Consider the following 14,049-nt stretch of genomic DNA (forward strand, 5'->3'; position numbering starts at 1 on the left):
GATCAGCCGCCCATTGAGCGAGTTGAGGAGCCGGTCGCACTACGCTGCATGGTGGTTTGTTTGGCAACAGACTCACCGAAGCCGCCACGGGTAATGGTGCTGGTGGTGGCTGGTTTCGGCGCCATCGCGGTTTTCGGTACGGTCATCGTACGGCCAGGCGTTGCAGCACCGTAACCCTTGCCGGTGGCATCGGTGTATTTACCGTAGGCCGGGCTGTTCGGGTTTTTGGAGCTAAACAGCGGCTGCTGCTGGTAGCCCGCACCGCCGCTCATCAAACGGCCCATCATATAACCCGCCATCAGCGGCATCCAGAAGCTGCCGCTGGACTGTGCCTGCGCCTGGTTTTCCGGTGCCATACCCGCCTGAGCAGGTGCCTGCTGGCACTGGCCTTCACCGAATTCGGCTACACAGTCTTCGCGTGAGGCATATTTCGGCGCGGTACGTTCTGCTTCTTTCAGGGCGTTGTTATAGGCCGTCTTACACTCAGCGGCTTTACCGGTTGCGCTCGCGCAGTCGTCAGCGTTTTGATACAGCGAAACCGTTTCGTCGTTTTGCTCACAGCCTGCCAGCATAAAGACGGCGGTGACCGCCAGCGCGACAGGTGTCAGGTGGCGTGCGTTCCAGCTTTTGCGGAACGACGCGTGATTCATCGTTTTTGTCCGTTTCATATTTGTCTTCCAGGACCCAGTGGTAATAACGCTCAGGATAGAGGATGAGTGGTTGAAAATGAAGCGAAGAGGGGCGAAATCCGGGGGATCTTTACGTTGGCTTACGTTCAGGTGTGATTTTGCGCCGGGTGGCGCTGCGCTTACCCGGCCTACGATTCAGTAGGCCCGATAAGCGCAGCGCCATCGGGCAAGGCTTAATGACGGAACGGATTTGTGCCGCTGCTGGCCGGTGCGGTGCTACGCGCTGCCGCTGGCTGCGCAACCGGGGCGCTGCTGTTAGCGGTGAAATTATCCACGGCGGCATCCTGCTGTGGATTTTCCGGCGCGACGCTGTCAGGCGACGTGGAAACCGGTTTTCCCAGCGTGCTGTTCAGCATTTGCAGATCCTGCTCGTTCAGCGTACCCAGAGCCTGCTTGATGTTCAGCTGGTTGATCAGGTACTGGTAACGCGCACTGGAGAGCTGCTGTTTCGCGTTATACAGCGTGGTCGTTGCGTCTAACACGTCAACGATGGTACGCGTACCCACGGAGTAACCCGCTTCCATCGCGTCCAGAGAGCTTTGCGCAGAGACAACGGCCTGTTTGTAAGCGTTGATGCTGCTGATAGACGCGTTCACGTTATTAAAGGAAGAACGCACGGTCTGCACCACGTTGCGGTGCGCACTTTCCAGCTGCTCGCTGGCGCCTACAAAGTTGTACTGCGCCTGTTTCACCTGAGAGTTAACCATCCCGCCCTGGTACAGCGGCAGAGAGAAGCTGAGGCCCACTTTGTTCTGACCAACGTTGCTGTCGTCATAGGCCTGAGACGTCGTTTTGGACCCGCTGTAGCTGGTATCCGATACGCCGGTCGAGGCGCTCAGGCTCAGGGTTGGCAGGTGACCATCCTGAGCAAGGCGGATCTGCTCGCGTGCCAGGTCCTGGCTCAGGCGCGCCTGCAATAAGGTCAGGTTGCGGTTTTCCGCTTCTTTCAGCAGAGCATTAACCGCCTGCGGTTTGTCCGTCTTGAAGCTGTCCACGTTCAGAGAGGCCAGTTCAGGATAGTAGTTACCGGTGACCTGACGCAGTGCTTCCAGTGCGTTATCGAGGTTGTTACGTGCGGTCACTTCGTTAGCCAGTACGGTATCGTACTGTGAACGGGCGTTCTGCACGTCAGTGATCGCAACCAGACCCACGTTAAAACGCTGGGTGGTTTGATCTAACTGACGGTAAATCGCCTGTTTCTGCGCTTCGGTATAGGAGAGCGCGTCAATCGCGCTCAGTACCTGGAAATAGGCGGTCGCGGTATTCAGGATCAGCGTCTGCTGATCGGTCTGATAGGTGACATCCTGAATGCCTGCGCTCTTTTCCTGCAAACTCAGTTCACGCCATTTGGACATGTCGAACAGGGTTTGTGTAAGCTGTAAAGAGGCGCTGGTGGCATTCGAATCGATGCCATTGTTATCGCGAAAACCGTTAGTGTAGGTATAATCTGCACCTAAGCCTAACTGCGGCAGCAGTGGACTACGTGCTTCGTTAATCTTTTCAAACGCAGCATCACGATCGGCCGCTGATTTACGTAAATCAGGGTTGCCCAGACGTGCCTGCTGGTAGACCTGTAACAGGTTCTCTGCCTGGCTCATTGCACTGAAGCCCGTCAGGCTCAGGCCGATAAGGATGGGGAGCAATTTCTTCATTTGCATTCCTTGTTGTGAAGCAGTATTAGCGCTGATCTAATTAAAAATAATTGCCGATTCTAACAGAATCATCCACACCAAAAGGTTGGCGTAACGTGCCATCTGGCGGTAATTTGCTCCAATCTACCATATAGCCATACAAACGGCAGCCAAACAGCCTTGAAATTCACAATTTCATCACCATTGCTACCAGGACTCGACCGATGCAAAAACCAGAAAACGTGCCTGTCACCTTCGCCAAAAACGATGTAGAAATTATTGCACGAGAAACGCTTTATAGCGGTTTTTTTTCAATGGAACTTTACCGTTTCAGGCATCGTCTGTTTAACGGTGAGATGAGCGGTGAAATCAAACGCGAAATTTTTGAGCGCGGGCATGCGGCTGTGTTGCTACCCTATGACCCAGTGCGTGATGAAGTTGTGCTGGTCGAGCAGGTGCGTATTGCGGCTTATGATACCAGCGAAACGCCGTGGTTGCTGGAGATGGTGGCCGGGATGATCGAGGAGGGTGAGTCGGTCGAAGACGTCGCGCGTCGCGAGGCGCTGGAAGAGGCGGGCCTGGTGGTTGGCCGGACGAAGCCGGTGTTGAGCTACCTGGCAAGCCCGGGTGGGACAACGGAACGTTCATCTATTATGGTGGGCGAAGTGGACGCCAGGACAGCGGAAGGGATCCACGGTCTGGCAGATGAAAACGAAGATATTCGGGTTCATGTGGTGAGTCGGGAGCAGGCTTACCAGTGGGTAGAAGAGGGGAAAATCGACAACGCAGCGTCTGTCATCGCTCTGCAATGGCTACAGCTGCATTATCAGACATTACGACACGAGTGGAAAAAATGAAGCGTTATACACCTGACTTCCCAGAAATGATGCGCCTGTGCGAAACCAATTTCGCCCAGCTGCGCCGCCTGCTGCCGCGAAACGACGCGCCCGGCGAAACGGTGAGCTATCAGGTGAGCAACGCGCAGTATCGGTTAACGATAACAGAATCAACGCGCTACACTACGCTGGTGGAGATTGAGCAAACGGCGCCGAGCATCAGCTACTGGAGCCTGCCGTCGATGACGGTACGTCTTTATCATGACGCGATGGTCGCTGAAGTGTGTTCAAGCCAGCAGATCTTTCGCTTTAAAGCGCGGTATGATTATCCGAATAAAAAGTTGCATCAACGCGACGAAAAGCATCAAATTAACCAGTTTTTAGCCGACTGGCTAAGATATTGTTTAGCACATGGAGCAATGGCGATTCCGGTTTGTTAGCGTCATAAACCTACCTAAGGACACCATTTGGAAAGCCTGTTAAACCTGACTGTTGCTGGTGGGGCGCCAGTCAGGATATTACAAATCACCGACACCCACCTTTTTGCCGAAAAGCATGAGACGCTTCTGGGCGTGAACACCTGGGAGAGTTATCAGGCGGTTCTTGACGCGATCCATGCTGAAAAGCGGCCATGCGATCTGATCGTCGCGACGGGCGATCTGGCGCAGGATCAATCCTCCGCAGCCTATCAGCACTTTGCTGAAGGGATTGCGAGCTTTAGCGTGCCTTGCGTCTGGCTGCCGGGCAATCACGATTTTCAGCCCGCGATGTACAGTTCGCTTCAGGATGCGGGGATTTCACCGGCAAAATGTGTCTTTGCGGGGGACCAGTGGCAAATTCTGCTCCTCGACAGTCAGGTGTTTGGCGTTCCGCACGGTGAGTTGAGCGACTATCAGCTTGACTGGCTGGAGACAAAACTGGCCGCCGAACCGAATCGCAATACGCTGCTGTTACTGCATCATCACCCGCTGCCGGCGGGCTGTAGCTGGCTCGATCAGCACAGCTTACGCAATTCTGCGGCGCTGGACGGCGTGCTGGCGAAATTCCCGCGCGTGAAAAATTTGCTGTGCGGGCACATTCACCAGGAACAGGATCTCGACTGGAATGGTCGCCGCCTGCTCGCGACGCCCTCTACCTGCGTGCAATTTAAGCCACACTGCGCCAACTTTACGCTGGATACCATCGCACCGGGCTGGCGCTGGCTGGAGCTGCATGCCGATGGCACGCTGACCACCGAAGTTTGCCGTCTGGCCGGGGCCGAATTCCGCCCGGATACCGCTTCGGAAGGCTATTGATGTCGACGCTTCTCTATCTGCATGGGTTTAACAGCTCACCGCGTTCGGCGAAAGCGACGCAGCTCCGCCAGTGGCTGAGCGCGCATCATCCCCACGTGGAGATGATTATTCCGCAGCTGCCACCCTATCCGGCGGATGCGGCAGAGATGCTGGAATCGATCGTGCTGGAACACGGCGGCGAATCGTTTGGCGTTGTCGGGTCGTCGCTCGGCGGCTACTACGCCACCTGGCTGTCGCAGTGCTTTATGTTGCCCGCTGTCGTCGTCAACCCGGCGGTCCGGCCATTTGAGCTGTTAAGGGACTTTCTTGGCGAAAACGAGAACCCCTACACCGGCCAACAATATGTGCTAGAGTCACGCCATATTTACGATCTCAAAGTTATGCAGGTCGACCCGCTTGAAGCGCCCGATCTTATCTGGCTGCTGCAACAGACGGGAGATGAAGTGCTGGATTACCGCCAGGCAGTGGCGTATTACGCATCCTGCCGCCAGACTGTAGAAGAGGGCGGTAACCATGCTTTCACGGGCTTTGAAGATCATTTCACCCAGATTGTCGATTTCCTTGGACTGCACAGCCACTGACAATCAATGCGAATTGCTAGCTTAAATCATGACGCAAACCTATAACGCTGATGCCATTGAGGTACTCACCGGGCTTGAGCCGGTTCGCCGCCGCCCGGGGATGTACACCGATACGACGCGCCCAAACCACCTGGGCCAGGAAGTAATTGATAACAGTGTGGACGAAGCGCTGGCAGGCCATGCCAAACGCGTGGACGTTATCCTGCACGCCGATCAGTCGCTGGAAGTCATCGACGACGGTCGCGGCATGCCGGTAGATATCCACCCGGAAGAGGGCGTTCCCGCCGTTGAGCTGATCCTCTGTCGTCTGCACGCGGGCGGTAAGTTCTCCAACAAAAACTACCAGTTCTCCGGCGGCTTGCACGGCGTGGGGATCTCCGTGGTTAACGCCCTGTCAAAGCGCGTGGAAGTGAACGTCCGTCGCGACGGCCAGGTGTATAACATCGCGTTTGAAAACGGCGAAAAAGTGCAGGATTTGCAGGTCGTCGGGACGTGCGGTAAACGCAACACCGGTACCAGCGTCCACTTCTGGCCTGACGAAAGCTTCTTCGACAGCCCACGCTTTTCTGTTTCCCGCCTGACGCACCTGCTGAAAGCCAAAGCGGTGCTGTGCCCGGGCGTGGAAATCACCTTTAAAGACCACGTTAATAATACCGAACAAACCTGGTGCTACGCCGATGGTCTGAACGACTACCTGTGCGAAGCGGTTAACGGCCTGCCAACCCTGCCGGAAAAACCGTTCGTCGGGAATTTCGAAGGCGATACTGAAGCGGTGGACTGGGCGCTGCTGTGGCTGCCGGAAGGCGGCGAGCTGCTGACGGAAAGCTACGTCAACCTGATCCCAACGCTGCTCGGCGGGACGCACGTCAACGGCCTGCGTCAGGGGCTGCTGGATGCGATGCGCGAGTTCTGTGAATACCGCAACATTCTGCCGCGCGGCGTGAAGCTTTCCGCAGAAGATATCTGGGACCGCTGCGCCTACGTGCTTTCCGTGAAGATGCAGGATCCGCAGTTTGCCGGTCAGACTAAAGAGCGCCTGTCGTCACGCCAGTGTGCGGCGTTCGTCTCCGGCGTGGTGAAAGATGCGTTTACCCTGTGGCTGAACCAGAACGTTCAGGCCGCAGAAATGCTGGCTGAAATGGCCATCTCCAGCGCCCAGCGTCGTCTGCGCGCCGCGAAGAAAGTGGTGCGTAAAAAGCTGACCAGCGGACCTGCGCTGCCGGGCAAGCTGGCGGACTGTACCGCGCAGGATCTCAACCGCACCGAGCTGTTCCTGGTGGAAGGGGACTCGGCAGGCGGATCGGCCAAGCAGGCGCGCGATCGTGAATATCAGGCGATCATGCCGCTCAAGGGTAAGATCCTCAACACCTGGGAGGTTTCTTCTGATGAAGTGCTGGCCTCGCAGGAAGTCCACGATATCTCGGTCGCGATCGGCATCGATCCGGACAGCGACGATCTGAGCCAGCTGCGCTACGGCAAGATCTGTATCCTCGCGGATGCGGACTCCGATGGCCTGCACATCGCCACGCTGCTCTGTGCGCTGTTTGTGAAGCATTTCCGCGCGCTGGTGAAAAACGGTCACGTCCACGTGGCGCTGCCGCCGCTGTACCGTATCGACCTTGGCAAAGAAGTCTACTATGCGCTGACGGAAGAAGAGAAAGCGGGCGTGCTGGAACAGCTTAAGCGCAAGAAGGGCAAACCGAACGTTCAGCGCTTTAAAGGGCTGGGCGAGATGAACCCGATGCAGCTGCGTGAAACCACGCTGGATCCGAATACCCGCCGTCTGGTGCAACTGACCATCAGCGATGAAGATGAACAGCAAACCAACGCCGTGATGGATATGCTGCTGGCCAAGAAACGTTCTGAAGACCGACGTAACTGGCTACAGGAGAAAGGCGACATGGCGGATATAGAGGCCTGAAGCCGAAAAAGCCCTGCGATGCAGGGCTTTTTTTTGCCCGGCGGCGCTACGCTTGCACGGGCCTACGGGATGGGTAGGCCGGGTAAGGCGCAGCCGCCACCCGGCAAAAAAGCCGCTCATCACGATGAATGATTTTTCCGGTACTGCAACGGCGTCTCGCCAATCCCCTTTTTAAACGCGCTGATAAACCACGTCACGTCGGAAAATCCCGCCTGTGCGGCAATGTCTCGCACGCTCGAATCCGTGTGGAGTAAACACTCGCACGCCTTACGCAACCTTAGCGTGTTCAGGTAGTCGTGAATTTTTTCGCCCGTTTCCGCATGGAATTTTCGCGATACGTAACTGCGCGATTTACCCAGCTCTGCGGCCAGCGCATCCAGACGAAATTTCTCCTGATAATGCTCGTCCAGCCAGAACATGACCTGGCTGGCGATCCCCTGGCTGTTGCCCGGCTCGCCGTCGCGATCGTCGGGCAGCATCGCGAACAGGCCGATCAGCAGGCTGGCGATGCTCTCGCCGTTCATCGGCGGTTTATAGCAGCTAAACAGATGGTCGATATGGTGGTGACAGTGGGCTAAATCGGCGACCCACGCTTCGCCGCCACGGCGTGACAGCCGCTCCAGGCGCTGCCGGGTCTGGGGAAAATCCCGCAGGATCTTCAGCACCGCGTGCTGGTCGAGATGAATAATGGTGCGGCGGTAAATTGCCTCCGCCTGTTCGTCCACCATGACCTTATGCAGCGTAAAAGGCGGGAAGAAAAACAGTCGTCCGGGGCGCATGGTGTAGTGACGATTATCAACAATCGCCACGCCAAAGCCCTCTTCCACATAGAGGATCTCCAGACACTGATGCCAGTGATGGTAGCGCACCGTATTGGCAAACAGGCGGCTGAACGAGGCTACGGTATCGTTCAGGGTGATCAGTTCAAGAAGATCGGATGTCGGCGTGTCGCGCATAGTGCAATAAAACTCAACTTTTTCCCGTCTGACTGTCTTTATAAACCACCTTTTTAAATTTTCTCAACTGGAGGTTTATTCATCGTTCATGCCTGTGACATGGCTAACATTTCTGCACCTTGCGGATTCACTATGCTTTGCCGCAGTTGATTACGAGGGTGAACCGATGTGGGCGGCAAACATAGAAAAATCAAATCCGTTGTCTTCACGCCAGGAGATAGTGGCGTCGTTGAATACACTTTTACAGGCGCTGGACACGCAATTTCCGGCGAACCGTTCGCGATTCCCGCTGGGCGACACCTGCGCCCATTACACCGCGGATATTGCGCAGATGGAGGGACTTTCCCGTGCGCTGTGGGGACTGTTTCCGCTGATGGCATCCGGCGAAAGCACGCCGTTCAGCGAGAAGTACCTTACTGCCATTAAGCTGGGTACCGACCCGCAAAGCAGCGGCTACTGGGGTGAAACCGGCCCGTACGATCAGCGCCTGGTGGAGATGGCGGCCTACGGTCTGGGGCTCGCTCTGCTGGGGGATAAACTCACCGCGCACTTTACCGGACGCGAAGTGATGAACCTGCACGCGTGGCTCAACCAAATCACCGACGCGCAGATGCCGGACAGCAACTGGAACTATTTTGCCATTATGGTTCAGCTCGGCTTTAAGCGCGCCGGCCTGCCGTACGATCGGGCTGCCATTGACCACCGCTTTGCGCTGATGGACGCCTACTACCTCGGCGACGGCTGGTATTCCGACGGTCCCGGCCGCCCGAAAGATTACTACATCTCCATGGCTTTCCATTTCTACGGCCTGATTTACGCCACCTTGAGTGACGACGAGGCGAGGGCGAAGGTGCTGCGCGAGCGCTCACGTCTGTTCGCGGAAGACTTTATCTACTGGTCCGCCGCCGATGGCGCCTCGGTGCCGTTTGGCCGCAGCCTGACCTACCGTTTTGCTATGGTCGCCTTCTGGAGCGCGGTGGCCTTTTCTCAGCTGGACGTCTTCACCCCGGGCATCGTGAAGGGCATTGTGCTGCGGCATCTGCGCTGGTGGCAGCAGCAGTCGATTGTCGATCGCGACGGTATTCTTACCCTGGGGTATGCGTATCCGAACCTGGCGATGTGCGAGGATTACAACTCCCCCGGTTCACCGTACTGGGCGCTGAAAACCTATCTGATCCTGGCGCTGCCGGAAGCACACCCGTTCTGGCAGGCGGAAGAACAGCCGCTGCCCGCGCTTGCTGAAAAACATGTGATTCCGCATGCGCAGCAGATCCTGATGCATTCGAAAGATTCGCAGCACGTCGTCATGCTCACCGCCGGTCAGCTGGAGCTGAACAACTACGTCAACACCGAAGCGAAATACACCAAGTTTGCCTACTCCAGCCGCTTCGGATTCACCCTTGAGCGCGGGCGTTTTGGCCTGAAGCATGCCGCCTGCGATTCCATGCTGCTGCTGGCGGACGGAGATGACTATTTCCGCGGTCGTCGCGAGTGCGAAGAGGTTCGAGTGGATGAAAATTACCTTTTCTCGCGCTGGTCGCCGTGGCGCGACGTGCAGATTGCGACCTGGCAGATCCCGTTCGGGGAGTGGCACCTGCGCCTGCACCGTATCAACAGCGCGCGCACTCTGCAAACCGTCGAGGGCGGCTTTGCGGTGATGAAAACCGCCCACCTGCTGCGCGAACGCGGTTGTTATCTGATGGCTGAAAACGGCAGCAGCGTCATTGTCGATCTTTCGCCGATCATACAGCGTCAGCCAGACAGCATTGTCACGCCGCCGAACAGCAGCATTATGTTTGCGGAGTGCGCCTCCATTCCGCTGTTAAAAGCCGACCTCCCGCAAGGGGAAAGCTGGCTCTGTTGCGCCGTTCTGGCTGGCGGAAAACAGCCCGCTGCGGCGACGCCGCAGCTGAATATAACCCATAACCAGGTCTTGATTAGCGAACCCGGAAGCGAACGTAAGATGTCGTTCACATTATAAAAATCTGGCCCTACACCCCGGCGAGGATGATATGAAAAGCACATCGACAACCAACAGAACTGAATATTACAAAATCAGCAGCTTTATCTTTCTCTATTTCTTTACCTGGTCTGCCAGTATTGGTCTGCTGGCGATCTGGCTCGGTCAGAAAGCCAACCTGAGCGGATCGGTGATCGGAACCGTCTTTGCGGTGAACGGGATATTCTCCGTTATTCTCAAGCCGATCTACGGCTATATTCTCGATAAGATCGGCATGAGCAAATATCTGCTCTATTTTGTGGTGATCATGTCGGCCCTGATGGCGCCATTCTTTATTTATGTTTACCAGCCGCTGTTAATGTCTAATACCCTGCTGGGGATTATTATCGGCGCGCTCTATTTAAGCTTTGCCTGGTACGCGGGCGTGGCGGCGTGTGAATCCTATTCCGACCGCTTTAGCCGTTTGAATGGCATGGAGTTCGGGCAGATCCGTATGTGGGGATCGCTCGGCTGGGCGGTGGCGTCATCTTTCTCCGGCCTGCTGTTCAACCTCTCACCGGCGTATAACTTTATTCTCGGCAGCGTGGCGTCGGTGGTGATGCTGATTGTCCTGCTGAGCCTGAAAGTGAACACTAACTCCGCTCACGCAGGCGAGGTGCTGACGAAAGAGAAAATAGCCCCGTCTGACGTTTACGCCCTGCTGCGTAACCGCAAATTCTGGGCCTTCTGCCTGTACGTGGCGGGCGTGGCGTGGATGATGTTTATCGCCGAGCAGCAATTCTCGCGCTATTTCGTCACCTTCTTCGATGATATTCATGAGGGCAACGCCGTATTCGGCTATCTCGGGACCGTACAGTCGGGCATGGAATTTGTCATGTATATGGTGGTCCCGCTGTTTGTGAACTTTATTGGCGCCAAACGCGGGCTGTTAATTGTCGGGCTGGTGGTTGGGGCGCGTCTGATTATTTCCGGCATGTGTGATTCACACCTGTTAATTTCAGTGCTTAAGCCGCTGTACGGTCTGGAAATTTGTCTCCTGCTGGTGTCGATATTTAAATATATCGCCGAGCATTTCGACAAGCGCGTCAATGCCACCATGTATTTACTCGGCTATCAGGCGATGCTCTACGTTGGCAACGTGGTGGTCTCTTCCCCTGCCGGCTATATGTATGACCGTATTGGCTTTGAGCACACCTATATCATCATGGGCGCAACGGCGCTGACCTTTACCCTTATTTCTGCTTTTACGTTATCCGCCTGTCAGAGCAAATGGCGCGGGGCTCGTGCGCTGAACGTAGCAGAAACGTCAACTCGATAAATTACGCCGTCAAAGAAGGAACCGAAATATGTTAAGTCGTATCAAAGAAGAACGTCTGCCTGTTATCGCTGCGCCCGTTGACTCCCGCGCATTCAGCGACGAACTGAATTCGGCGCGCAGCCACGTTCTTGACCTGATTAGCCGTCATTTAACGGAGTTCGGCGACAAATTCCCGGCGGAAACCTGCCAGAACGGTTTTTATCCGCTGACTGACAACGTGGAGTGGACCACCAGCTTCTGGACCGGGCAGCTGTGGCTGGCATGGGAGATGAGCGGCGAGGAAAAATTCCGCGCGATGGCGGAAAAACACGTGCGCTCGTTTGGCCTGCGCATCGCCGGGCGCAACGACACCAACACCCACGATTTAGGCTTCCTCTACACGCTCTCCTGCGTAGCCGCGTGGCGGCTGACCGGAAACCGCGAGGCGCGCGGCTTCTCGCTGCTGGCGGCGGAAGCCCTGCTGGAACGCTTCCACGAGAAGGCGAAAATCATCCAGGCGTGGGGCGATCTCTCCGATCCGGAGCAGGCCGGGCGGATGATCATCGACTGCAACATGAACCTGCCGCTGCTCTACTGGGCAACGGAGCAGACGGGCGATCCGCGCTTTGCCGACGCCGCAAAAGCACACGTCATGCAGGCCGCGACGTACCTCATTCGTGACGATGCCTCCACCTTCCACACCTACTATATGGATGTGGCAACCGGCGCACCGCGCTACGGCAACACCCAGCAGGGCTACGCCGACGACTCCTGCTGGTCGCGCGGGCAAGCGTGGGGCATTTACGGTTTCCTGCTGAGCTATATCTATACCGGCGACGAAACGATGATCGCCCTGTCAAAACGGCTGGCGAACTACTTCCTCAATCGCCTGCCGGAAGACTACGTCTGCCACTGGGATCTGGCGCTGGTGGGCACCGACGCACTGCGTGACTCTTCCTCGGCGGCAATTGCGGTGTGTGGACTGCTGGAGCTGGTGAAACATCTGCCGGTCACAGATCCGGATCGCGAACGTTACCTCGAATGGGCGAAAGGGATTATGTCCTCGCTGACAAAGCACTATCTGATGGGCAAAGAAGAGAAGGGCAACGGGCTGCTTAAACACTCGGTGTATCACCTGGCGAGCAATAAAGGCGTGGATGAGTGCGCGAGCTGGGGCGATTACTTCTACGTCGAGGCACTGGTGCGTTTTACGCAGAGCTGGAAACTGTACTGGTAAAAACAGTCGGGGGGTAACCCCCGACTTATCGATCACGCTTTTGGAATACGCAGCGTCTGGCCGGGATAGATTTTATCCGGGCTGGAGAGCATTGGGCGGTTAGCCTCAAAAATCTTGTTGTACTGGTTGGCATCGCCGTACACGGTTTTAGAGATTGCGCTCAGGGTATCGCCGGATTTCACCGTATAGTAGGTGGCTTCCTCTTTGGCATCTGTCGCGGTGATATTGTTTTCCACTTCGCTGACGCCCGCGATGTTGCCGACGGCGACCTGGATTTTTTCTTTCTGCTCCTGCGTCAGCCCGTCGCCCGTCACGCTGGCCTTGCCGTCAGTGACGTTAACCTGAACCTTATCGGAACCGGGAATGTTGAGTTTCTTGAGGTGCTCGGTGATTTTGTCGCTCTGACCTTTATGATCGGTCAGGTTATCCCACAGCTTTTCGCCTGCTTCTTTTACGAAGTTAAAAAGTCCCATTCCATCCTCCTGTTAAACATGAAGTCAGAATAAGCATAGCAGTTGAGTGTTAAGGTGATAAAAAAAGCCCGGCGGCGTTAACGCTTACCGGGCCTGGGAGGGAAGTTGTAGGCCGGGTAAACGCAGTGCCACCCGGCAAATTTCACAGAACTTAAACCCCTTGCTCCAGAATACGGATGTGGGTTTCCAGAACGTCTCCTTTCACCGCGTCGCTCCACGCTTTCATATGCGCGGTCTGCAAATGGGCTTCAAGGTGCGCGACGGTTTCCCACTGCTCCACCATGATGATGGAGTCTGGCGCAGTCGCCTGGAAGCTTGCGCTGGTGGCGGCGTCCACCATCGGCGCGTAGCCGTGGCAGCCTTCTTCTTTCAGTACGGTCGGGATGATCTTCGCGAACTCATCCAGTACCGCCTGGCGGTGATGTTGGCCAGGACGCGTACGGATTTCAGCAATAACGGTAAGCATAATTAACTCCTTCTAATTCCAGGCTACCAGTTAAGCAAAAATTTCCGCGAGATGCTTGCGATATTCTGCGATATAGCGCGGGACGTCCGGCATTTTAATCACGTCATTGACGATAAAGGTCGGCAGCGGCTCCATCCCCAGGAACTGATTCGCCTTGTGGAACGGCAGATACGCGCCGTCTACGCCCACGCCTTCGAAGAACTGATCTTGCTCAGTGAAGGCTTCAAGCGGGGCATTCCAGGTCAGGGAGAGCATGTATTTCTTGCCCTGAATCAGGCCGCCGGAACCGTATTTTTTAGACGCGTCTGAGCGGGTGCGACCGTCGCTGGCATACAGCGAACCGTGACCTTCGGTAAACACATCGTCCATGTATTTTTTCACGGTCCACGGTGCGCCCATCCACCAGCCCGGCATCTGCCAGATAACCACGTCGGCCCACAGGAAGTTCTGCACTTCGGCCTTCACGTCGTAATCGCTGTCCGCGCGCACGACCTTAACATCATGTCCGGCGTCGCGCAGGAAACCATCCGCGACCTCGGTCAGGGTGTCATTCAGCTGGCCTTTAGAGTGCGCAAATTCTTTCGCGCCGTTGATAATCAGAATGTTGCTCATTATTTGTCCTCGATGCTGAGAGTATGCCGGGTATTCTACGCGCGAGGACGGAGCGGAAAAATAAGCAAAATGTGCAAAGTCTTTTGCGCTGAGCG

General features: G+C 56.0%; 14 protein-coding genes. 8 read left to right on the forward strand and 6 right to left on the reverse strand.

What is annotated here, in order from left to right; translation table 11 throughout:
- Positions 1-2: 2 nt before the first annotated feature.
- Both ACOTW6_RS07860 and tolC read right to left on the reverse strand, forming a co-directional pair.
- Positions 3-668, reverse strand: coding sequence for a DUF1190 family protein (locus ACOTW6_RS07860; protein WP_047051997.1), 666 nt, complete (start codon positions 666-668; stop codon positions 3-5).
- Positions 669-862: 194 nt separating this feature from the next.
- Positions 863-2,341, reverse strand: a complete 1,479-nt coding sequence (gene tolC, locus ACOTW6_RS07865; protein ID WP_047051998.1) for an outer membrane channel protein TolC — start codon at positions 2,339-2,341, stop codon at positions 863-865.
- Positions 2,342-2,544: 203 nt separating this feature from the next.
- Here tolC and nudF point away from each other — a divergent pair, with 203 nt between their 5' ends.
- From nudF to parE, 5 genes are read left to right on the forward strand one after another with little or no spacing between them, the layout of a single operon-like run.
- Positions 2,545-3,177, forward strand: a complete 633-nt coding sequence (nudF, locus tag ACOTW6_RS07870) for an ADP-ribose diphosphatase (protein ID WP_015571889.1) — start codon at positions 2,545-2,547, stop codon at positions 3,175-3,177.
- Positions 3,174-3,596, forward strand: a complete 423-nt coding sequence (locus ACOTW6_RS07875; protein ID WP_003862516.1) for a DUF1249 family protein — start codon at positions 3,174-3,176, stop codon at positions 3,594-3,596. Before nudF ends, ACOTW6_RS07875 begins: the two co-directional genes overlap by 4 nt.
- A gap of 27 nt (positions 3,597-3,623) precedes the next feature.
- The gene (gene cpdA / locus ACOTW6_RS07880) at positions 3,624-4,451 is read left to right on the forward strand and encodes a 3',5'-cyclic-AMP phosphodiesterase (RefSeq protein ID WP_047052002.1); all 828 of its coding nucleotides are present in this window, start codon (positions 3,624-3,626) and stop codon (positions 4,449-4,451) included.
- Positions 4,451-5,032, forward strand: coding sequence for an esterase YqiA (gene yqiA, locus ACOTW6_RS07885; RefSeq protein WP_003862514.1), 582 nt, complete (start codon positions 4,451-4,453; stop codon positions 5,030-5,032). The genes cpdA and yqiA overlap by 1 nt, the downstream gene beginning before the upstream one ends.
- A gap of 28 nt (positions 5,033-5,060) precedes the next feature.
- Positions 5,061-6,953: a DNA topoisomerase IV subunit B gene (parE, locus tag ACOTW6_RS07890; RefSeq protein WP_047052004.1), complete on the forward strand. Its 1,893-nt coding sequence runs from the start codon at positions 5,061-5,063 to the stop codon at positions 6,951-6,953.
- Positions 6,954-7,072: 119 nt separating this feature from the next.
- Here parE and ACOTW6_RS07895 read toward each other — a convergent pair whose 3' ends face one another.
- The gene (locus tag ACOTW6_RS07895; protein ID WP_048982795.1) at positions 7,073-7,909 is read right to left on the reverse strand and encodes an AraC family transcriptional regulator; all 837 of its coding nucleotides are present in this window, start codon (positions 7,907-7,909) and stop codon (positions 7,073-7,075) included.
- A gap of 166 nt (positions 7,910-8,075) precedes the next feature.
- On the opposite strand from ACOTW6_RS07895, the gene ACOTW6_RS07900 reads away from it, so the two are divergent.
- Genes ACOTW6_RS07900 through ACOTW6_RS07910 form a run of 3 tightly spaced genes read left to right on the forward strand, consistent with a single transcriptional unit; the run spans position 8,076 to position 12,403 of the window.
- Positions 8,076-9,890 carry a DUF2264 domain-containing protein gene (locus ACOTW6_RS07900; RefSeq protein ID WP_213788970.1) on the forward strand — a complete coding sequence of 605 codons (1,815 nt, stop codon included), beginning with the start codon at positions 8,076-8,078 and terminating at the stop codon, positions 9,888-9,890.
- Positions 9,891-9,921: 31 nt separating this feature from the next.
- Complete coding sequence (locus tag ACOTW6_RS07905; protein ID WP_086626187.1) at positions 9,922-11,187, forward strand: oligosaccharide MFS transporter; 1,266 nt, start codon at positions 9,922-9,924, stop codon at positions 11,185-11,187.
- A 28-nt stretch (positions 11,188-11,215) separates the two neighbouring features.
- Complete coding sequence (locus ACOTW6_RS07910; protein WP_032103344.1) at positions 11,216-12,403, forward strand: glycoside hydrolase family 88 protein; 1,188 nt, start codon at positions 11,216-11,218, stop codon at positions 12,401-12,403.
- Positions 12,404-12,435: 32 nt separating this feature from the next.
- Here the strand turns inward: ACOTW6_RS07910 and lysM are convergent, their stop codons facing one another.
- From lysM to ACOTW6_RS07925, 3 genes are all read right to left on the reverse strand, one after another.
- Positions 12,436-12,876 carry a peptidoglycan-binding protein LysM gene (lysM, locus tag ACOTW6_RS07915; RefSeq protein ID WP_062933784.1) on the reverse strand — a complete coding sequence of 147 codons (441 nt, stop codon included), beginning with the start codon at positions 12,874-12,876 and terminating at the stop codon, positions 12,436-12,438.
- 151 nt (positions 12,877-13,027) lie between these two features.
- Positions 13,028-13,342 (reverse strand): putative quinol monooxygenase, encoded by a 315-nt coding sequence (locus tag ACOTW6_RS07920; RefSeq protein ID WP_003862506.1) that lies wholly within the window; start codon positions 13,340-13,342, stop codon positions 13,028-13,030.
- Positions 13,343-13,372: 30 nt separating this feature from the next.
- Positions 13,373-13,954 carry an NAD(P)H-dependent oxidoreductase gene (locus ACOTW6_RS07925; protein WP_015571876.1) on the reverse strand — a complete coding sequence of 194 codons (582 nt, stop codon included), beginning with the start codon at positions 13,952-13,954 and terminating at the stop codon, positions 13,373-13,375.
- Between the last annotated feature and the right edge of the window lie 95 nt (positions 13,955-14,049).

The sequence above is a fragment of the Enterobacter cloacae complex sp. IR5403 genome, from assembly GCF_049238705.1.
In the GTDB taxonomy this organism is placed as follows: Bacteria; Pseudomonadota; Gammaproteobacteria; order Enterobacterales; family Enterobacteriaceae; genus Enterobacter; species Enterobacter hormaechei_C.

What these genes read in the sequence shown, in the direction of transcription:
- ACOTW6_RS07860 (WP_047051997.1), bottom strand. Translation starts at nt 668, where the DNA reads ATGAAACGGACAAAAACGATGAATCACGCGTCGTTCCGCAAAAGCTGG.
- tolC (WP_047051998.1), bottom strand. Translation starts at nt 2,341, where the DNA reads ATGAAGAAATTGCTCCCCATCCTTATCGGCCTGAGCCTGACGGGCTTC.
- ACOTW6_RS07905 (WP_086626187.1), top strand. Translation starts at nt 9,922, where the DNA reads ATGAAAAGCACATCGACAACCAACAGAACTGAATATTACAAAATCAGC.
- parE (WP_047052004.1), top strand. Translation starts at nt 5,061, where the DNA reads ATGACGCAAACCTATAACGCTGATGCCATTGAGGTACTCACCGGGCTT.
- yqiA (WP_003862514.1), top strand. Translation starts at nt 4,451, where the DNA reads ATGTCGACGCTTCTCTATCTGCATGGGTTTAACAGCTCACCGCGTTCG.
- ACOTW6_RS07910 (WP_032103344.1), top strand. Translation starts at nt 11,216, where the DNA reads ATGTTAAGTCGTATCAAAGAAGAACGTCTGCCTGTTATCGCTGCGCCC.
- ACOTW6_RS07875 (WP_003862516.1), top strand. Translation starts at nt 3,174, where the DNA reads ATGAAGCGTTATACACCTGACTTCCCAGAAATGATGCGCCTGTGCGAA.
- ACOTW6_RS07920 (WP_003862506.1), bottom strand. Translation starts at nt 13,342, where the DNA reads ATGCTTACCGTTATTGCTGAAATCCGTACGCGTCCTGGCCAACATCAC.
- ACOTW6_RS07900 (WP_213788970.1), top strand. Translation starts at nt 8,076, where the DNA reads ATGTGGGCGGCAAACATAGAAAAATCAAATCCGTTGTCTTCACGCCAG.
- ACOTW6_RS07925 (WP_015571876.1), bottom strand. Translation starts at nt 13,954, where the DNA reads ATGAGCAACATTCTGATTATCAACGGCGCGAAAGAATTTGCGCACTCT.
- lysM (WP_062933784.1), bottom strand. Translation starts at nt 12,876, where the DNA reads ATGGGACTTTTTAACTTCGTAAAAGAAGCAGGCGAAAAGCTGTGGGAT.
- ACOTW6_RS07895 (WP_048982795.1), bottom strand. Translation starts at nt 7,909, where the DNA reads ATGCGCGACACGCCGACATCCGATCTTCTTGAACTGATCACCCTGAAC.
- nudF (WP_015571889.1), top strand. Translation starts at nt 2,545, where the DNA reads ATGCAAAAACCAGAAAACGTGCCTGTCACCTTCGCCAAAAACGATGTA.